This is a genomic window from Streptomyces sp. NPDC017095 (assembly GCF_044332325.1).
Classification (GTDB): domain Bacteria; phylum Actinomycetota; class Actinomycetes; order Streptomycetales; family Streptomycetaceae; genus Streptomyces.
In genome coordinates this window covers 1-18,921 of record NZ_JBIROU010000014.1, presented here as the reverse complement: position 1 = coordinate 18,921, position 18,921 = coordinate 1, and the positions used below count along the sequence as shown (strand labels likewise).

General features: G+C 74.1%; 17 protein-coding genes. 8 read left to right on the top strand and 9 right to left on the bottom strand.

From position 1 onward, the window contains the following. Positions 1-4: 4 nt before the first annotated feature. Positions 5-1,054, bottom strand: a complete 1,050-nt coding sequence (locus ACH4OA_RS25755) for a LacI family DNA-binding transcriptional regulator (protein ID WP_397971172.1) — start codon at positions 1,052-1,054, stop codon at positions 5-7. Between the two features lie 244 nt (positions 1,055-1,298). Between ACH4OA_RS25755 and ACH4OA_RS25750 the strand changes: the two genes are divergently transcribed. Next, on the top strand, positions 1,299-2,252 hold the full coding sequence (locus ACH4OA_RS25750; protein ID WP_397939611.1) for an ROK family protein: 954 nt from the start codon (positions 1,299-1,301) through the stop codon (positions 2,250-2,252). An 849-nt stretch (positions 2,253-3,101) separates the two neighbouring features. Here ACH4OA_RS25750 and ACH4OA_RS25745 read toward each other — a convergent pair. Together ACH4OA_RS25745 and ACH4OA_RS25740 are read right to left on the bottom strand one after the other, a co-directional pair. Continuing rightward, positions 3,102-5,150, bottom strand: coding sequence for an NPCBM/NEW2 domain-containing protein (locus tag ACH4OA_RS25745; RefSeq protein ID WP_397971170.1), 2,049 nt, complete (start codon positions 5,148-5,150; stop codon positions 3,102-3,104). Positions 5,151-5,351: 201 nt separating this feature from the next. After that, a complete protein-coding gene (locus tag ACH4OA_RS25740) occupies positions 5,352-5,762 on the bottom strand; it encodes a hypothetical protein (RefSeq protein WP_397971167.1) in 411 nt (136 codons plus the stop codon). Positions 5,763-5,967: 205 nt separating this feature from the next. On the opposite strand from ACH4OA_RS25740, the gene ACH4OA_RS25735 reads away from it, so the two are divergent. Together ACH4OA_RS25735 and ACH4OA_RS25730 are read left to right on the top strand one after the other, a co-directional pair. Further along, on the top strand, positions 5,968-6,159 hold the full coding sequence (locus ACH4OA_RS25735; RefSeq protein ID WP_365878470.1) for a hypothetical protein: 192 nt from the start codon (positions 5,968-5,970) through the stop codon (positions 6,157-6,159). 151 nt (positions 6,160-6,310) lie between these two features. Then, the gene (locus ACH4OA_RS25730; RefSeq protein WP_397949341.1) at positions 6,311-7,354 is read left to right on the top strand and encodes an NUDIX domain-containing protein; all 1,044 of its coding nucleotides are present in this window, start codon (positions 6,311-6,313) and stop codon (positions 7,352-7,354) included. Positions 7,355-7,580: 226 nt separating this feature from the next. Here the strand turns inward: ACH4OA_RS25730 and ACH4OA_RS25725 are convergent, their stop codons facing one another. After that, positions 7,581-8,936: a dipeptidase gene (locus ACH4OA_RS25725; protein WP_397949340.1), complete on the bottom strand. Its 1,356-nt coding sequence runs from the start codon at positions 8,934-8,936 to the stop codon at positions 7,581-7,583. Between the two features lie 133 nt (positions 8,937-9,069). On the opposite strand from ACH4OA_RS25725, the gene ACH4OA_RS25720 reads away from it, so the two are divergent. Next, positions 9,070-10,344 (top strand): geranylgeranyl reductase family protein, encoded by a 1,275-nt coding sequence (locus ACH4OA_RS25720; RefSeq protein ID WP_397949339.1) that lies wholly within the window; start codon positions 9,070-9,072, stop codon positions 10,342-10,344. Between the two features lie 229 nt (positions 10,345-10,573). On the opposite strand, the gene ACH4OA_RS25715 is transcribed toward ACH4OA_RS25720, so the two are convergent. Continuing rightward, the gene (locus ACH4OA_RS25715) at positions 10,574-10,858 is read right to left on the bottom strand and encodes a DUF6332 family protein (protein WP_397939399.1); all 285 of its coding nucleotides are present in this window, start codon (positions 10,856-10,858) and stop codon (positions 10,574-10,576) included. A gap of 134 nt (positions 10,859-10,992) precedes the next feature. Here ACH4OA_RS25715 and ACH4OA_RS25710 point away from each other — a divergent pair, with 134 nt between their 5' ends. Next, the gene (locus tag ACH4OA_RS25710; RefSeq protein ID WP_397939398.1) at positions 10,993-11,391 is read left to right on the top strand and encodes a MarR family winged helix-turn-helix transcriptional regulator; all 399 of its coding nucleotides are present in this window, start codon (positions 10,993-10,995) and stop codon (positions 11,389-11,391) included. A gap of 7 nt (positions 11,392-11,398) precedes the next feature. Here ACH4OA_RS25710 and ACH4OA_RS25705 read toward each other — a convergent pair whose 3' ends face one another. Together ACH4OA_RS25705 and ACH4OA_RS25700 are read right to left on the bottom strand one after the other, a co-directional pair. Beyond that, positions 11,399-12,184: a maleylpyruvate isomerase family mycothiol-dependent enzyme gene (locus ACH4OA_RS25705; protein WP_397949344.1), complete on the bottom strand. Its 786-nt coding sequence runs from the start codon at positions 12,182-12,184 to the stop codon at positions 11,399-11,401. A gap of 138 nt (positions 12,185-12,322) precedes the next feature. Next, entirely contained in the window at positions 12,323-13,654 is a 1,332-nt protein-coding gene (locus ACH4OA_RS25700; protein WP_397971164.1) for an MFS transporter, read from the bottom strand. Between the two features lie 396 nt (positions 13,655-14,050). Here ACH4OA_RS25700 and ACH4OA_RS25695 point away from each other — a divergent pair, with 396 nt between their 5' ends. Continuing rightward, positions 14,051-14,446 carry a luciferase family protein gene (locus tag ACH4OA_RS25695; protein WP_365878458.1) on the top strand — a complete coding sequence of 132 codons (396 nt, stop codon included), beginning with the start codon at positions 14,051-14,053 and terminating at the stop codon, positions 14,444-14,446. A gap of 81 nt (positions 14,447-14,527) precedes the next feature. On the opposite strand, the gene ACH4OA_RS25690 is transcribed toward ACH4OA_RS25695, so the two are convergent. Next, positions 14,528-15,307, bottom strand: coding sequence for a DeoR/GlpR family DNA-binding transcription regulator (locus ACH4OA_RS25690; protein ID WP_397971161.1), 780 nt, complete (start codon positions 15,305-15,307; stop codon positions 14,528-14,530). Positions 15,308-15,484: 177 nt separating this feature from the next. Here ACH4OA_RS25690 and ACH4OA_RS25685 point away from each other — a divergent pair, with 177 nt between their 5' ends. Then, positions 15,485-16,366 carry an SIS domain-containing protein gene (locus ACH4OA_RS25685; protein ID WP_397971159.1) on the top strand — a complete coding sequence of 294 codons (882 nt, stop codon included), beginning with the start codon at positions 15,485-15,487 and terminating at the stop codon, positions 16,364-16,366. Positions 16,367-16,414: 48 nt separating this feature from the next. Continuing rightward, positions 16,415-17,275: a ketose-bisphosphate aldolase gene (locus ACH4OA_RS25680; protein ID WP_365878450.1), complete on the top strand. Its 861-nt coding sequence runs from the start codon at positions 16,415-16,417 to the stop codon at positions 17,273-17,275. Between the two features lie 112 nt (positions 17,276-17,387). Here the strand turns inward: ACH4OA_RS25680 and ACH4OA_RS25675 are convergent, their stop codons facing one another. Next, positions 17,388-18,521 carry a methyltransferase gene (locus tag ACH4OA_RS25675; RefSeq protein ID WP_397971157.1) on the bottom strand — a complete coding sequence of 378 codons (1,134 nt, stop codon included), beginning with the start codon at positions 18,519-18,521 and terminating at the stop codon, positions 17,388-17,390. Positions 18,522-18,921: the final 400 nt, after the last annotated feature.

The window sequence follows — 18,921 nt, the reverse complement described above, 5'->3', positions numbered from 1 at the left end:
CGGCTCAGTGCGCCGGGGGCAGCTCTCCCGAGCCGCGGGTGATCAGGCGGGTGGGCAGCTCGATGCGCTCCGGGGTGAGGAGGGTGCCGTCGAGCTGGCGGAAGAGGCGTTCGGCCGCGGTACGGCCGAGGGCCGCCGCGTCCTGGGCGACGACCGTGACGCCCGGCTGGAGCAGATCGGCCAGCTCGATGTCGTCGAAGCCGACGAACGCGATCCGGCGGGACTGCTCGGCCAGGACCCGGACGACGGTGACCGTCACCCGGTTGTTGCCGGCGAAGACCGCCGTCACGGGCTCGGGCCCGGACAGCATCTCCTCGGTCGCCCGGCGCACCCGCTCCGGGTTCGTCACACCGAGCGACATCCAGCGCGGCTCGACGGCGATGCCGGCGTCCTCCATGGCCGCCCGGTAGCCGCGCAGCCGCTCCGCGGCCGTGTGGATCCGCGGCATGTCGCCGATGAACCCGATCCGGCGGTGGCCGTGCGCGAGGAGATGGGCGACGCCGTCGCGGGCGCCGCCGAAGTTGTCGGACAGGACCACGTCGGCGTCGATCCGGCCGGCCGGGCGGTCCACGAACACGGTCGCCACCCCGGCCCGGATCTCCGGCTCCAGATACCGGTGGTCGTCACCGGCCGGGATCACCACCAGGCCGTCCACCCGCCGCGCGCACAGCGCCAGCGCCAGTTCCCGCTCACGCTCGGGGTCCTCGGCGCTGGAGCCGTTGATCAGCAGGGCGCCGTGGGCACGGGCCACCTCCTCGACGGCGCGGCTGAGCGGGCCGTAGAACGGGTCGGCGAGATCCTCCAGGACCAGCCCGATGCTCGCGGTCCGGCCCTTGCGCAGCACCCGCGCGCTGTCGTTGCGGCGGAAACCGAGCGCGTCGATCGCCTCCTGCACCCGGCGCTCGGTGTCCGGGGTGACCCCGGGCTCGCCGTTGACCACCCGGGAGACCGTCTTCAGACCGACACCGGCGCGCGCCGCCACGTCCTTCATCGTCGGGCGGTTGCCGTACCGGTTGCCGGAAAGGCGGTCTGCGCGGCGGGTGGTCTCGGGCACGATGCGCTGTCCTGTCTCTCGTCCGTCTCGCCCACGGAAGGTGCGGGACCGACGGGCTGGCTCGCCCACGGAAGGTGCGGAATCCGTGCGCTTGTATGAGGATGTGGCGTCGAGCATAGAGCCTGGACAACGTTGTCAGATGCGGGAGAGACTGTCCACCGCGCTTCTCCGGCCTGCGCCCCCACCGCTTGACCGGCCTGACGCTGTGTGGTTCTCGAGCCTTTCGACGGGGAGATCTGACGTGATGCACACCGACCTCGTGGCGGCCCTGGACATCGGGGGCACCAAGATCGCCGGCGCGCTGGTGGACGGCGACGGACGGATCCTGGCCCGCGCCCAGCGTCCGACGCCCGCCCGGCAGGACGGCGAGACGGTCATGCGGGCCGTCGAGGAGGTGCTCGGCGACCTCGCCGGGTCGCCCCTGTGGGGACGCGCCGGCGCGGTCGGCATCGGCAGCGCCGGCCCGGTGGACGCCTCGGCGGGCACCGTGAGCCCGGTGAACGTGCCGGGCTGGCGGGACTTCCCGCTGGTCGACCGGGTGCGGGCGGTCACCGGGGGCCTGCCGGTCGAGCTGATCGGCGACGGGGTCGCGATCACGGCGGCCGAGCACTGGCAGGGTGCCGCGCGGGGCCACGACAACGCGCTGTGCATGGTGGTCTCCACGGGCGTCGGCGGCGGTCTGGTGCTCGGCGGCCGGCTGCACACCGGACCCACCGGCAACGCGGGACACATCGGCCACATCAGCGTCGACCTCGACGGCGATCCCTGCCCGTGCGGCTCGCGTGGCTGTGTGGAGCGTCTCGCCAGCGGGCCCAACATCGCCCGCCGGGCCCGGGAGCGGGGCTGGCGTCCCGGCCCCGACGGCGACACTTCGGCCGCCGCGGTGGCCGCCGCCGCCCGCGCGGGCGACCCGGTCGCCGTGGCCTCCTTCGAGCGGGCCGCGCAGGCGCTGGCGGCCGGTATCGCGGCCACCGCGACCCTGGTGGAGATCGACATCGCGGTGATCGGCGGCGGGGTCGGCAAGGCCGGCGAGATCCTGTTCACCCCGCTGCGCAAGGCCCTCGCCGGCTACGCGGCCCTGTCCTTCGTCCGGCGGCTCACCGTCGTCCCCGCACGGACCGGCACCGACGCGGGCCTGGTCGGCGCCGCCGCGGCAGCACTGACCCGCAGCCCGGCCGTATCGGTGGCAAGCCGCTAACGCCGCCGGCCGGCCGGCCGGGACTGGCGGGCGCGGCTGTGCTGGCGCGCCACGCCGTAGTCCGGCGGGGCGCCGGGTGCGCGGCCGGGGCGCGGCCACCGGCCGGCCCCGGGGCCCACGGCGTGGGCGGTGAGGGCGGGGCTGGCCGTTGCGGCGCCGGGAGTCTGGGCCGACCGTGTGCAGCGGGTACCGCCGCGTGCCGAGCACGCGGGTGTTCTGATCGTGTCGGATCGGGCCGCGTGCGGGAGCGGGCGGTGCCGTCCGGCCGGACGCTGCGGCGTGGGCGGTGGTGGCCGGGCTCCGCGGCGGAGTGCCGGGGAGCCCCGCGCGGCCGTGTGCAGCGGGTTTCGTTGTGCCGAGCATGCGGGTGTCCTGGTCGCGTCGGGTCGTGGCGGGAGCGGGCGGTGCTGTCGGGCCGGACGTTGTGGCGTGGGCGGTGGTGGCCGGGCTCCGCGGCGGAGTGCCGGGGATCCCCGCGCGGCCGTGTGCAGCGGGTTTCGTTGTGCCGAGCATGCGGGTGTCCTGGTCGCGTCGGGTCGTGGCGGGAGGGGGCGGTGCTGTCGGGCCGGACGTTGTGGCGTGGGCGGTGGTGGCCGGGCTCCGCGGCGGAGTGCCGGGGAGCCCCGCGCGGCCGTGTGCAGCGGGTTCCGTTGCGCCGAGCATGCGGGCGTTCTGATCACATGGGACCGTGCCGTGTGCGGGAGCGGCCGGGCGCCACGGTGCGGACGGTGAGGGCGGGGCTTCCCGGTGGAGCGCCGGGGAGCCCCGCGTGGCCGTGTGCACCGGGTCCCTCCGCGCGCGCCGAGCACGCGCAGCGGACCGTGCCGTCCGGCCGTGGGTCGGGCCGGTTCAGCAGGTCAGCCGGGCGTCCGCCCAGTCCGCGTGGTCCGAGTCGACACCGTCCCCGCCGTCGGTGACGACGAGCCGGATCACCTGGGCGCCGGTGATGTCCGCGGTGAGCGACTGGGCGGGCATCTCGTTGGTGAGGACGCCGGTCGAGGCGGCCTCCGTGTCGTCCGCCAGGATCCGGAAGGCGACGCTGCCCTTGGCGCCCTTCTCGTCGTCCACGCCGACCGACGCGGTCACCTTCTCGCAGGCCCCGCCGGTGTAGAAGGCGATGTCGCCGAGCGCGTGCGTGCCGAGCCCCTTGGCGTACACCGTCCCGCCGATGGTCAGCGGGCCGCCGTCGCCGGCGCCGCTCTCCCCGTTGCTGGCGTTCCGCTCCACCGGCCCCCAGCCGTTGACCGCCGACAGCCACGGCAGATCGCCGAGGTACGACGTCCCGGACGGCGGCGCTACGACGACGGACGCGGTCAGCGGGAGCGTGGCGGTGACCGCCGTGCCGGACGGCGAGCGGTAACTCGCGCGCAGGGTCAGGCCGTAGGAGCCCGTCGGGGTGCCGGCCGGGGCGGTCACCCGCCAGCCGGTGCGCAGCGTCCGGCCGGTGGGCAGGGCGGTGGCCGAGGTCGCCGAGGCGGGCCGTACGGTCCAGCCGGCGGGGCCGGTGAGCGCCACCGAGACCCGGTGCGCGGTGGTGCGCCCGAGGTCGGTGACGGTGCTGGTCAGCGCGGCCGGGGTGGCCGCCCGCAGCAAGGTGCCGCCGTCCAGGCCGAGGGCGACGGCGGGCGGGTGGTCGGCCCAGTGCGGGTCGGTGAAGACGCGCAGCAGGACCGTGCCGTGGGCCGGGACGGTCGCGGCGAGGGCACCGGCGGTGTTGTAGGTGCGGTGCTGCCACAGATCGCGCACCGCGTAGCCGCCGGCGCCGGGCAGGCCCACGGCGCTCGCGCTGGTCGCGATCCGCTGGGCGGTGCCGGATTCGTTGAACAGGGCCACCGTGCGGCTGCCGTCCTTCATCTCCTTGGCGACGACCCAGCGTCCGCCGCCGGAGGAGACGACCGTGCCCTGCTTGCCGAGCGGGTCCTGGTCTACGGCGATGACCTCCTTGTTGCCCAGGATGTCGTAGGTCGCCGGGGACGCCGTGCGCAGGTCCGTGCCGATGAGCAGCGGTGCGGCCATGACCGACCAGAGCGAGAAGTGCGAGCGGTACTCGGTGTCCGTCATGCCGCCGTTGCCGACCTCCAGCATGTCGGGATCGTTCCAGTGGCCGGGACCGGCGTACGGCGCGAGCGGGAGGTTCTGCTTCAGGATCGACAGCATCGAGCTCCAGTTGTCGCTGATGTCGCCGGTGGTGCGCCACAGCTGGCCGACGTCGCCGGCCCACTCCCACGGCTTGTTCTGGCCCCATTCGCAGATGCTGTAGACGATGGGCCGGCCGGTCGCCCGGAGCGCGTCCCGCATGGTCCGGTAGCGCTGCCGGGCGTCCACACCCTGGTTGTTGCAGTTGTCGTACTTCAGGTAGTCCACGCCCCAGTCGGCGAACTGCCGCGCGTCGTCGTACTCGTGGCCCAGGGCGCCCGGGAAGCCCGTGTTGCTGCAGGTCTTGGTGCCGGCGCTGGTGTAGATGCCGAGTTTGAGCCCCTTGGCGTGGACGTAGTCCGCGACCGCCTTGATCCCACCGGGGAAGCGCGCCGGGTCGGGCACCAGACGGCCGTCCGCGTCGCGGTCCGGCAGGGCCCAGCAGTCGTCCAGGTTGACGTACTGGTAGCCCGCGTCCTTCAGGCCCTTCGCCACGAAGAGGTCCGCGATGCCCTTGACCATGTCCTCGTCGAAGTCGGCCCCGCACTGCGTGGAGTTCCAGTTGTTGAAGCCCATCGGCGGGGTGAGGGCCAGGCCGTCGGCCGGGGCGGGAGCGGCCGGGGCCGCCGGGGGCCGGGCCGGGGCCGCCAGGGCGGGGGCCGCGAGGCCCGCCGCGCACAGCAGGCCGGCGGTGAGGGCTCCGGCCAGTCTGCGGCGGGTCGTCCGGGTGGTGCTGGTGGTGCGGTCGTGAGGGTGACGCATCGTCGACGTTCCTCCCACTCGCGAACGGCAGATGACGGCATGCACGCGTCATCAGTGCGCGTTTACGGTAGGACCTGTCGGACTATGTTGGAAGAGGTCCGTCAGGGATGGTGCCGACGTTCGGGTCTGTGCGCTTCGCCGGTCAAGGCTTCCCGGCCGCTATCCGAGGGCGCGGACCCGCCGGATCGGTCCGGACCGCGGTCACCACAGCATCTTCACCCCGCACGCCATGATGAAGAAACAGAACGCCCACAGAATGATCGGTCCCGCGGCGCCTCGGAAGCGCACCACCCCGAAGAACTCCATCTCCACTTTGTCGTACCGGGCTTCGAGCAGGACGACGAGGAGGAAGGAGAGAAGTGCGCAGGCGGGCAGTCCGACGACAGCCGCGAAGTGGTCCTCGTACTGCTTCAGCAGCCACGGCTCCTGTCGCCAGAGGGCGAGCGCGATCGGGACACCGGCACCGGCGGCCGCACCGAGTGCGGACAGGATGGCGATGCCGCCGACCAGGTCACGGACCAGTCTCCGCAGCCGCGGTGCGTCCTGGAGGAACCGGTGGTGTCCCCCTGCCGCGGTGTCACGGACGGTGTTTCCCCGAATCTGATCGGTCATGCAGGTCAGTATTTCCCTACGGTCCCCGGCTTAGACGCCGCTCACCGCGGCGGCCGGCGGTGCCCGGCCGGCCCGGCCCCGCCGGCCGCCGGAGCCCCGGCTCCGCATCGTCGGTCCCACGCGAGTGCCGTGTTCCGCGAGACCCCCCGGCCTTTGTGCGCGGTCGATCCGTGACCCCCGGCCCTTGCGCGCAGTTGATCAGCGCATGAAGAAGCGCAGCATGCTCGCCCTCGCCACCCTCGCCGCCGGATTCGTCGTGGCCGCCGTCACCCCGTCCCACGCGGCGGACGGCGGGGCCCTCGGCGACCTCGACGTACCGGACACCGTGCAGACGGCCGGTCACCTCGTCAGCCAGGGAAGCCTGTCCGTCGACGAGAGCCCGCTCGGACAGGACTGACCCCGCCGCCGTACGGCCCGTGTGCCGGCGTCCCCGCCGCAGGGGGCGCCGGCACACCTGTGTGCGCGGACAGGCGCCCTCAACGGCGGGGGGTTTCCGTGGCAGGGTGGAGCGGGCAAGCCTCAGGGGGCCAACAGAAGAGGGGGAGTCCGTGACCGTCGTCTGGATCAACGGCGCGTTCGGTGCGGGGAAGACCACCACCGCGGGTGAACTGATCGAACTGATCCCGAACAGCGCGCTCTTCGACCCCGAGGTCATCGGCGGGGCGCTCACGCACCTGCTGCCGCCCAAGCGGTTCGCCGAGGTCGCCGACTTCCAGGACCTGCCGATCTGGCGCCGGCTCGTGGTCGACACCGCCGCCGCGATGCTCGCCGAACTGGGCGGCACCCTCGTGGTGCCGATGACCCTGCTCCGCCAGGAGTACCGCGACGAGATCTTCGGCGGCCTCGCCGCCCGCCGGATTCCTGTGCACCATCTGCTGCTCGCCCCGGCCGAAACGATCCTGCGAGAGCGAATAGCCGGACGCAAGGTGTCGTCCGACGCGCCGGACGGCGAGCTGCGGACGCGACAGTGGGGTGACGGCCACATCGAGCCCTACCGCGCGGCCCTCGCCGCCTGGCTCACCGCCGACGCCCACCTGCTCGACACCAGCGGCCTCACGCCGTACCAGACCGCCGTCCGTATCGCCGAGGCCGTCGGCAGCGGCGCCGTACCCGCCTGCGACATCGTGCAGACGCCCGAGCCGACCGGGGAGACGCTCGCCGCCGGGGTGCTCCTCTTCGACGAAGACGACCGGGTGCTGCTCGTCGACCCCACCTACAAGCCCGGCTGGGAGTTCCCCGGCGGTGTGGTGGAGCGGGGCGAGCCACCGGCCCGCGCCGGGATGCGCGAGGTCGCCGAGGAGACCGGGATACACCTGCGCGAGGTGCCCCGGCTGCTGGTCGTCGACTGGGAGCGGCCCGTACCGCCCGGCTTCGGCGGACTGCGGCTGCTGTTCGACGGCGGCCGGCTCGGCCCCGGCGAGGCGTCCCGGGTGCTGCTGCCCGGCCCGGAGCTGCGCGCCTGGCGGTTCGCCACGGAGCAGGAGGCCGCCACGATGCTGCCCCCGGTCCGCTACGAGCGGCTGCGCTGGGCCCTGCGCGCCCGGGAGCGGGGCAGCGCCCTCTACCTGGAGGCCGGCGTACCGGTCGGCTGACCCGGCCCCAGGGGCCGCCGGGCGTCCGCGGGCCGCCGGGCGCCCAGGGATCGCCGGCCGGGGGCCCTTCTCCTGTACGAGGCCGGTCCACGGGCCGCCGACCGAGGGCCTTGCTCCTCCACGGGGCCGGTCGAACCCGCGGCCGCGCGTCCCGGAACCGGGGCGGCCTGCCCAAAAACAGGCCGCCCCCTGGTATGCGCCCGGGGGCCGCCGTGGACGGGAGGGCTCAGCCCGCCGCGTAGTTGCGCAGGAACAGCGCCTCGGCGACGGACAGCCGCTCCAGCTCCTCGGGCGAGACGCTCTCGTTGACCGCGTGGATCTGCGCCTCCGGCTCGCTCAGCCCGATCAGCAGGATCTCCGCCTGCGGGTACAGCCCGGCGAGGGTGTTGCACAGCGGGATGGAGCCGCCCTGGCCGGCGTAGCTCATGGTCTCGCCCGGGTAGGCCACCGCCATCGCGTCCGCCATCGCCTGGTACGCGGGGCTGGAGGTGTCGGCGCGGAACGCCTGGCCCTGTCCGATCTGCTCGGTGCTCACCCGGGCGCCCCACGGGGCGTGCGCCTCGATGTGCGCCTGGAGCAGCTTGGTGGCCTCCGCCGCGTCCGTGCCCGGCGGCACCCGCAGGCTGACCAGGGCGCGGGCGCTCGACTGCACCGACGCGGTGGCACCCACGACCGGCGGGCAGTCGATGCCGAGGACGGTGACGGCCGGGCGGGCCCAGAGCCGGTCGGCGACCGAGCCGTCACCGATCAGCCCGACGCCGTCCAGCACCTTGGCGTCCCTGCGGAACTGCTCCTCGGCGTACTCCAGGCCCTTCCAGGTCGCCGTGGCGTCCAGCCCGTCCACCGTGGTCGAGCCGTCCTCGGCGCGCAGCGAGTCCAGCACCCGTATCAGCGCGGCCAGCGCGTCCGGGGCGGCCCCGCCGAACTGGCCCGAGTGCAGGTTGCCGGCCAGGGTGTCGACCCGCACCCGGAGCAGGGTCATGCCGCGCAGCGCGGTGGTGACCGTCGGCAGCCCGACCCGGAAGTTGCCCGCGTCGCCGATGACGATGGTGTCCGCCGCCAGCAGCTCGGGGTGCTGCTCGGCGTACCGCTCCAGACCGCCCGTGCCCTGCTCCTCCGAGCCCTCGACGATCACCTTCACGTGCACCGGCACCCCGCCGTTCGCCTTCAGGGCGCGCAGGGCGAGCAGGTGCATGAGGAAGCCGCCCTTGCAGTCGGCGGTCCCGCGGCCGTACCAGCGGCCGTCGCGCTCGGTCAGCTCGAACGGCGGAGTGTCCCAGCCGGCCTCGTCCAGCGGCGGCTGCACGTCGTAGTGCGCGTAGAGGAGAACCGTTTTCGCACCCTCGGGGCCCGGCAGATGGCCGTACACGGACTGCGTGCCGTCCGGGGTGTCCAGCAGGGCCACGTCCGTGAATCCCTCGGCGCGCAGCGCGTCGGCGACCCAGTTCGCGGCGGCCTCGCTCTCGCTCTTCGGGAACTGGGTGAAGTCCGCCACCGACTTGAAGGCGACCAGTTCGGCCAGTTCCGCCTTGGCCCGGGGCAGCAGCGAGGCGACGGTCTCGGCGACCGGATTCGACGGCATGGGCACGCTCCTCGTGGGTGCGACGTCGTACGGGGGGTGAGTACACCGATCCTCCCACAGCGACCTGCGCGGACGGTCGCCGTAGGATGCGACAGGACACTTGGCAGCGGCTTGATCGGAGCGGTAGACCATCGTGAGCGGCGACAATTCTTCGGCGGACGACGTGCAGCGGGTGTGGGACGTCGTCGTGGTGGGCGCGGGCCCGGCGGGCGCCTCGGCCGCCTACGCGGCGGCGGTCGCGGGACGGCGCGTGCTGTTGCTGGAGAAAGCCGAGTTGCCCCGGTACAAGACGTGCGGCGGCGGCCTCATCGGCCCCTCGCGCGACGCGCTGCCGCCCGGCTTCGAACTGCCCTTCCGTGACCGTGTGCACGCCGTCACCTTCTCCCACAACGGCCGCTTCTCGCGCACCCGCCGCTCCCGGCAGATGCTCTTCGGGCTGGTCAACCGCCCCGAGTTCGACCAGCAGCTCGTCGAGCACGCCCAGAAGGCGGGCGCCGAGCTGCGGACGGGCGTCACGGTCCAGCGGGTCGAGCAGCACGGCTCGGCGGTGCCGGACCGCCGCACGGTCGCCGTCGTGCTGCAGGGCGGCGAGACGGTGCTGGCCCGCGCGGTGGTCGGCGCCGACGGCAGCGCCAGCCGGATAGGGGCCCACGTCGGCGTGAAGCTGGACCAGGTCGACCTCGGTCTGGAGGCGGAGATCCCGGTGCCGGAGACCGTCGCCGAGGACTGGAAGGGCCGCGTCCTGATCGACTGGGGCCCGCTGCCGGGCAGTTACGGCTGGGTGTTCCCGAAGGGCGACACGCTGACCGTCGGCGTGATCTCCGCGCGCGGCGAAGGCGCCGCCACCAAGCGGTACCTGGAGGACTTCATCGCCCGGCTCGGTCTCGCCGGCTTCGAGCCGGCCATCTCCTCCGGGCATCTGACCCGCTGCCGCGCCGACGACTCGCCGCTGTCCCGGGGCCGGGTGCTGGTCTGCGGGGACGCCGCCGGTCTGCTGGAGCCGTGGACCCGCGAGGGCATCTCCTTCGCGCTGCGGTCGGGCCGGCTGGCGGGCGAGTGGGCGGTGCGCATCGCCGAGGCGCACGATGCCGTGGACACCCGGCGCCAGGCCCTGAACTACGCGTTCGCGGTCAAGGCCGGGCTCGGCGTCGAGATGAGCGTCGGCAAGCGGCTGCTGTCCGTGTTCGAGCGGCGCCCGGGTCTCTTCCACGCGGCGCTCACCGGCTTCCGCCCGGCCTGGCGCGCGTTCCGGGACATCACGCAGGGCTCGACCTCGCTCGGCGAACTGGTCCGCTCGCACCCGATCGCCCAGCGCGCGCTGACCGCACTGGACCGGGACCGCGGGCAGACCGCACCGGCCGAGCCGGCGGCACCGGCCGCGTCGGCGGAGGACCCCGTCGGTTCCTGACGGCCGGGGATCCGACCTCGTCGGTTGAGGACACCGCCCGCCCGACTGATGACCGGCCCGCTTACCGCCGGCCCGCTTACCGCCGGCCCGCTTACCGCCGGCCCGCGCGGGCCGGCGGGCGGGTCGGCGAGGGTGCGGCCGGGCTTCCGGGGCCGCGCCCTGCCGGCCGTACCGTCCTACTGGCCGTACCGCCGCGCCGGCCGTAACCGTTTTACTGGCTGTGCCCGCCCTACCGCTCGCGGCCGGCGTGACCCGGTGGGCCGGGCTGGACCGGCCGCTGGAAGCGCATCAGGACGCTCACCACCCGGGCCGCGAACACGACCGCCGCGGCCACCGCGCCCACCCGGAGCAGGATCGTGGCCGGCAGGGCGGGCAGATCGAACAGCAGCGCGGGCCCGGCCACCGCGCCGAACAGCACCGCCGCCGCGAATCCGGCGCTGACCAGCGCGTACCCGATCTCGACCGTCATCGCGTCCCGCTCCGCCCCGGAACGGCGGCCCCCGTGCGTATCCATGCCGTCAGCCTCGCAGCGAGGCGCCCGGCGAGGCAAGGCCGACCAGGCGGGATCAGGCCGGACCAGCGGGGCAAGCCTATGCAAACGCATTAAATTACGATGCAATGAACGGGGTTCTCTGCTACCGTGCCGCTATGGCGGCGACGAAGGCCGAGCAGGGGCTCGTGGAGCAGTGGCGGGAGATCCTGGCGCTGCACGCCCGCACGCAGTGCGAACTGGACCGGGTGTTGCACGCACACGGCCTGTGCGCGAGCGACTTCGAAGTGCTCGACCTGCTGGCCGCCGGCCCGGCTTCCGACACCGGCTGCGTCTACCGCGTACAGGAGATCTCCGACCGGGTCCACCTCAGTCAGAGCGCGCTGTCCCGGCTCATCGGCCGCCTGGAGAAGGACGGCCTCGTCGAGCGGGGCATGTGTCCGGAGGACCGGCGCGGAGTGCGCGTGTCCCTCACGGCGAAGGGCCGCGCGCTGCACGGTGAGGTACGGCCCGTACAGCGCGCGGTGCTGGTCCGGATGCTGGCCGACGCCCGCTGACCGGACCTCAGACCCCGGCCCGCTCCTGCCACAGAGCCACGAGCGACGGGTCACCGCTCACCCGCGGGAAGTCCCTCCGGTTCCACAGCGCCAGGTACAACTGGTCCGCGGGGCCCGACAGTTCCGCCTCGGCGTCGCCCCCCGCCGCGCGCACGGTCACCGCCGGCTCGGCCGTGAGCCGCATGGTCCACACGGCGTCCGTACCCGTCCCGGTGTCCACCGCCCGCACCCTGAGCACGCGCGGCTCGTCGCTGCGCAGCCGGCTGCGGGAGCGGGCGTGAAAGCCGCGCAGCAGTTCGTCGATGCCGTCCACCGCGAAGTCCGGCGCGATGGGTGACGGTGCGCCGCCGCGCGCCAGTTCGGCGTCGTAGCGGTGCACGGTCGTCTCGTGCGCCTGCCGACGGGCCCAGAAAGCCAGCGGTGACGGGCTGGGCGCGGGCAGGAAGGTCCAGCACTCCAGGTCGGCCGGGGCGGCGGCCAGGGTGTCCACCAGCCGGCGATGGCCGTCCCGGTACCAGTCGACCAGCTCGTCGCCGTCCAGCGCCGGCGGATCGCCGAACGGCCTGCGTGCGTCGGCGCGTTCGGCGACGAGAGCGGTGGCCCACCGGTGCACGAGGCCGACGTGCCGCACGAGGTCGCGCACCTGCCACTCCGGGCACACCGGCACCTGGGCGTCGGGTCCCGCGGCGGCGGCCGCCGCCGCCAGCGACCGGCCCTCACGGTCGAGGATCTCGATGAAGTCGGCGACCCCGAGGGAGGAATCGAGGTCAGCCGAGACGCCGGGCCGAGACATGGTCATGGCCGGCCACCCCCTTGTCCTTGTTCTTGTCCTTGACCTGTACGAGCTGTCAGGCGACCCTACTCGTCCCGCTGGAACGACGGCCGCGCGAACCCCAGCCGGTCCGGTACCGGTGCGCGCGGTCACGCTGGTTCAGCCGAGACCCCGGCGCGTGGAAAAGCCCAGGACGGCGGCCGTCGCCGCCAGCGCGGCCACGCTGGTGAGCGCGACGGGCAGGGAGAACCAGTCGGCCATGAACCCGATCGCGGGCGGCCCGAGCAGCATGCCGCCGTAGCCCAGCGTGGAGGCGACGGCGACACCGGACGGGCCGGTGAGCGCGCCCGCCCGCTCCACGGCGACCGGGAAGAGATTGGCGAGGCCGAGTCCGGTCACCGCGAAACCGGTCAGCGCCGCCCAGACGGAGGGCGCGAGCGACCCGAGGAGCATGCCGGCCGCCGCGACGCCGCCGCCGGCGATCACGGTCCGGGCCCGGCCGAGCCGGGCCAGCAGCGCCGCCCCCGACAGCCGGCCGACGGTCATCGCGAGCGCGAAACACGCGTACCCGGCAGCCGCCGTGCCCGCCGGGGCCGCGAGGTCCTGCCGGAGGTGGAGCGCGCCCCAGTCGGCCAGCGCGCCCTCGCCGTAGGCCGTGCACAACGCGACGAGCCCGAAGCCGACGACGAGCCCGCGCTCACCCCGCCGGACCGCCGCCGCGTCATCCGGCCCCGCCGCCATGCGGTCCGGCCCCGCTGTCGCGTCGTCCGGCCCCGCTGTCGCGTCGCCCGGTCCCGCCGTCGCACCGCCCCGTCCCACCGCCGTCGCACCGCCCCGTCCCGCCCTCGCGCCCTCCGGTCCTGCCGCCCCCCGCGCGCGTTCCGCCGGTGCCGGCGGCTCGTACCGCAGGAGCGTGCGCCCGGCGACGGCCGTGACCAGCAGCCCGATCACGGTGAGGCACAGGAGATGGCGGGTGGGGGAGAGGACGCCGGCGGCCAGCCCGCCGACGCCGGCGCCGACCAACCCGCCCAGGCTGAAGGCCGCGTGGAAACCGGGCATGAGCGGCCCCCGCAGGGCGGCGATCAGATCGACGGCCGCGCTGTTGAAGGCCACGTTCGCACCGCCGTAGGCCGCCCCGAACAACAGCAGGACCGCCCCCAGCGCCGGTGCCGAGCGGGTGAGCGGGGGCAGGGCCACGCTGAGGGCGAGCACCGCCATGCACACCACGGTCACCGGATGACTGCCGTGGCGACGGCACAGCCGCCCGGTCAGCGTCATGGTGAACACGGCCCCCGCGGACACGCCGAGCAGGGCGAGGCCGAGGGCGCCGGTGGAGGCGTGCGTCTGGTGCTTGATGTCGGGGATCCGGACGACCCAGCCCGCGAAGAGGAAACCGTCCAGTGCGAAGAAGGCGGTGATCGCCACCCGCAGTGCCGTCAGTCCGCGCTCCGGCACGACGTGGTGCCCCCGGGTTTTGTTCAGCTTCGGCACAAAAGCAGCGTACGAGCGGGGCGGAGGGCGGGCAAGGGACGCGGCCGGGATGGCTGGGCGTGGCCGGCCGGCTACGGCGGCCCGGAGGCGTCCTGATGACGAACCGGCGTCCGAGGCTTCATCCGTTCGGGAGTCGTCGCGCCGGGCGCATCCGGCGGGCCGGACGCACCCGGACGCGGGCCGTCCCGGGACGCGGAACCGGAGCGGTGGTCTCCGTACGCAAGTCACCTGCGGTTTCCCCCGGCTGTCCGCGACGGTGATGGTCAACCAGGCGTGTGGGCAGGTTTGTTCGGGGTGGGAATCCGTGTGCGATATGCGGGGCGCGAGGCGGATACGGGTCGGTTAATGCTTGCTCACGAGCTGGTTGCGGGCGGGTGAGCGCGCCATGATGGCCCCATGACGTTGGGCTCGCGCGCGTTCGCGCAACTGGCGACCTGGCCGGATCTGAGGCAGACCGTGCCGAGCTGCGGTCTGGGTCAGGCGGTGAGTTCGGTCCTGGGGGAGATCGTGCACATCCACTCCGAGCGCGATGTCGATCTGCTGCTCACCGACCGGGCCGTCCGCCGGTTCGCCAAGGACCTCAAACACTCGGGTGCGATCAGGATCGTGCCCGGCTCGCCGTGGGTGACCCTGCGCCTGGACGCCGCGAGCGATGTCGACCTGCTGCTGACGCTGGTGAGCGTCGCGCTCCAGGCCCCGCAGACCTGGCCCGACCCGGTCGGCCGGGCCGTCACGAGCTGCAACGACCAGCGGGGCGCGGGGTTCGTGAAGGCGGATCTCAGCGGGTTCTGAGGGCGCCTCGCCGAGGGCGGGGCGAGACGGGTGGCGACGCGGCGGAAGCGCGCGGCCGTGTCCGGGCCGGGGCCCGGTGTCTCACACGGTCAGCACCCGCACGCCCGCCTCCTCGAACCGCCGTACCGTCTCGCGCTCCGCCGCCGCGTCCGTCACCAGCGTGTCCACCAGCTCCGTCCCGCAGATCCGGGCGAAGGCCCGGCGGCCCAGTTTGCTGGAGTCGGCGGCGACCACCACCCGCTCGGCGCGCTCGCACAGCAGACGGTTGACGGCGGCCTCCGCCTCGTCGTGCGCAGCCGCCCCGTGCGCGGCGTCGAACCCGACGACACCGAGCACCGTCACGTCGAGCGTGATCTGGCCCAGCACCCCGTCCGCGAGCGGACCGATCAGCTCGTACGACTGCGCGCGCGCCACCCCGCCCGTCACCACGATCTTGAACTGGGGGCGTACGGCCAGCTCGTTGGCGATGTTGAGCGCGTTGGTGACGACGGTCAGCGCCGGCGAACCGGTGGCGAGGTCACCGCGCACGGCCAGCGCGCGGGCCACCTCCGTGGTCGTCGTACCGCCGGTCAGCCCCACCGCCTCGCCCGGCGCGAGGAGTTCGGCCACCGCCTTGGCGATGCGCTGCTTCTCGGAGGCACGGCGGGCCGTCTTGTAGCGCAACGGGAGTTCGTACGACACCCCGTGCACCACGGCCCCGCCCCGGGTGCGGACCAGCATCTGCTGTTCGGCGAGCTGGTCGAAGTCCCGGCGGATCGTGGCCGCCGACACCGCCAGCTCGGCCGCGGCCTCCTCGACGTCCAGCCGGCCGCGCTCGACGAGCAGTTCCAGCAGCGCCTTCCAGCGGGCGTCCCGGGACATCCGCAGCCTCCGTTCCCCTCTTCCGGACGATCTCCCGGTCGCCGGGTGGTGACCTTCCGGCCGCTCTTCGATCGCTTTCCGTCTCCCGGCGACCCTAGCGCACCCCCTCGAATGCTTGATTGTGTTCGAAAGCTCGCTATATCTTGCAGGAACAATCAGCAAGGGGAGGGTGTGGGCATGACCCATGTCGAGAACGAGCTGAACAGCCAGCCGGAGTGCTGGGCACGGGCGGCCGAGCAGGCCGGACGCCACCGGGACGCGCTGCCGCGGCCGGGGGAGCGGGTCGCCGTCGTCGGGTGCGGGACCTCGTACTTCATGGCCCAGGCGGTGGCCGCGCTGCGCGAGGGTGCCGGACAGGGCGAGACCGACGCGTTCGCCGCCTCGGAGTTCCCCCACGGGCGGTCGTACGACCGGGTCGTCGCCCTCACCCGGTCCGGCACCACCACCGAAGTGCTGGAGCTGCTGGGCGCGTTGGCCGGGCGGACCCGCACCACCGCCGTCACCGCCGACCCCGGCACCCCGGTCGTGGCGGCCGTGGACGACCTCCTCGTCCTGGACTACGCCGACGAACGCTCCGTCGTGCAGACCCGGTTCGCGACCACCGCGGTCACCCTGCTGCGCGCCCACCTCGGCCTGCACACCGACGCCGCCGTCGCCGACGCGCGCACCGCCCTCGCCGCCCCGTTGCCCGAAGGGCTCGTGGAATGCGCCCAGTTCACCTTCCTGGGCCGCGGCTGGACCGTCGGGCTCGCCAGCGAAGCCGCACTGAAGATGCGCGAGGCCTCCCTGTCCTGGACCGAGGCGTACCCGGCGATGGAGTACCGGCACGGCCCGATCAGCGTGACCACCGAGGGCACCGCCACCTGGATGCTCGGCACGGCACCCGACGGACTCGCCGCACAGGTCCGCGCCACCGGCGGCACGTGGATCGAGGGGACGCTGGACCCGCTCGCCGAACTGGTTTGCGTGCAGCGGCTCGCGGTCGCGGTCGCCGCCGCCCGGGGACTCGACCCCGACCGGCCCCGCCACCTCACCCGCTCGGTGATCCTCGCCCCCTGAGTCCGCCGCCCTTCAGGAGGAACAGGGAAGGAAGAGGAAGGACACCTCGTGCCCCTCGTGCCCACCGGCGAGCTGATCACCCGGGCCGCCGCGGCCCGCACCGCCGTCGCCGCGTTCAACGTCATCACCCTGGAACACATCGAGGCCGTCATCGCCGGCGCCGAAACGGCCGGCTCACCCGTGGTCCTCCAAGTCAGCGAGAACGCCGTCAAGTTCCGCTACGGACGGCTCCTGCCGCTGGCCCGCGCCGCCGTCGCGGCGGCCGGACAGGCGGCCGTACCGGTCGCGTTGCACCTGGACCACGTGCAGAGCGACGAGCTGCTGCGCCAGGCGCCCGAAGCCGGGTTCGGTTCCGTCATGTACGACGCGGCCCGCCTGCCGTACGCCGGGAACCTGGCCGCCACCCGTGCCGCCGCCGACTGGGCGCACGCCCAAGGGCTTTGGATCGAAGCCGAGTTGGGGCAGATCGGCGGCAAGGACGGCCGGCCCCCGCTGGACGCGCACGCGCCCGGCGCCCGTACCGATCCCGGCCGGGCCCGGGACTTCGTCACCGGCACCGGCGTCGACGCCCTGGCCGTCGCCGTCGGCAGCGCGCACGCCATGACCACCCGCACCGCCGTGCTCGACCAGGCGCTCCTGGAGCGGCTGTCCGCCGCGCTGGCCGTGCCGCTCGTCCTGCACGGCTCCTCCGGGGTGCCGGACGAGGGGCTGGTGGCGGCGGTCCGCGGCGGCATAGCCAAGGTCAACGTCGGCACGGCCCTCAACATCGCGATGACCGGCGCGATCCGCGCGTTCCTCGCCGCCCACCCCGAGGCCGTCGACTCCCGCAAGTACCTCACCGTCGGCCGGGAGGCGATGGCCCGCGAGGTGACCCGGATCATCGGCGTCCTCTCCCGCACGGCCGGCTGATTCTCGCCCGCATGGTCGGCTGATCTTCCTTCGCCCGGCCGCCGCTCCCGCCCCGGCGCGACGGCGGCGGCCGGGACGAGGCGGCCGGGGCCGCGCACTGCCGGCGGCCGCCCTACGCCCTCTTGACGGCCTTCAGCACGACGAACTTCGGGTCGCTGGCGACCAATTGGCTGTTGCCGAACAGTCGCTTCAGCTTCAGGTGGTAGCCGAGGTGCCGGTTGCCGATCACCCAGAGCTCGCCGCCCGGCCGCAGCGCGCGCTTCGCCCCGGTGAACATCCGCCAGGCCGTCGTGTCCGTGGTCGCCTGGTGGGAGTGGAACGGCGGGTTGTTCAGCACCAGGTCCACACTGGCGGCGGCGACCCCGGCCAGCCCGTCCCCGACCCGGAACTCGGCGTGCCCCGGCACCCCGTTCGCCTTGTACGTCGCCTCCGCCGAGGCCACCGCCGGGTACGACTCGTCCACGAACAGCACCTCGGCCGTCGGATCGGCCAGCGCCACCGCCGTACCGACCACGCCGTTGCCGCAGCCGAGGTCCACCACCCGTCCGGGACCCGGGCCGGGCAGGTGCTCCAGGAGGAAGCGGGTGCCGACGTCCAGCCGGTCGGCGCAGAAGACGCCCGCGTGGTTGACCACCGTGCGCCCCGACACCGCGCCGATGCCGTCCGGGAGGGTGTAGCTGTACGGCCACGGGTTCGCGGGCCGCTCCAGCGCCGGGTCCGGGGTGCAGAAGACCAGCCGCGCCTTCTGCCGGGCCAGCGAGGTCCGGGTCGGCCCGAGGATCCGCTCGAAGAGCCGAAGCGTCGAGGTGTGGATCTCCTTCACCATGCCGGTGCCGACCACGACCGTGTCCGCGTGCACGGCCGGGGCCAGCCGCAGCAACTGGTCCTCCAGCAGCGCCAGGCTCTTGGGCACCCGCACCAGCAGCACGTCCACCCGCTCCGGCGGCGGATCCTGGGTGGTGAGCAGCCTCACGGCGCCCGGTTCCACGCCGGCCCGCCGCAGGTTCGCCCGGGTCGCCTCCTGGCCTAGGAAGGAGTCGGTGATCTGGGTCGGCCGGTGCTCCGCCAGCGCGGTGACCAGCGCGCCCCACCGGTCCCCGACCACCACGACCGTGCCCGTGAGCGGCACCCGCTCCTCGGCGAGATGGTGCAGCAGATACGCGTCGGAGGCGTCCCAGGCACGCAGCCGGTCGCGCGGGTCCTCGGGGAAGCGGGTCAGCTCGGCCTCGCCCCACGGTGTCGTCATACGGTCGCTCATCGTGCGTCCAGGCTAGCGGAGCCGCAGCTCAGGGGCCGTGGACAGCGTGGGGCACACAGGACGGGCCGTATCGCCGGGAGCGCGCGGAGGTCGCGCCGGGCGCCGTGCACGTCCCGGACCCGCCGGTCACCGAGCGGAAGCACGCCCCGCGCGCCGCCTGGCGCGGGTGGGCGCGGCCCTGGCGAAACCCTTCCCGGACGGTTCGCCGAGCCGGTCGTGGCCCGCGCCACGACGCCGGCGCTTGCCCGGGCCCGCCCTCCCCCGTGACGGTGACAGGAGCAGCCAGACGTACCCGGGGGGGTGCCTCTATGTCTTTCGTCAAGCGATGCGGGGGCTCCTGGGTTCGTAGAAGGTTCCGTCGCGGAGCATGGCGAACAGGACGCTGGTG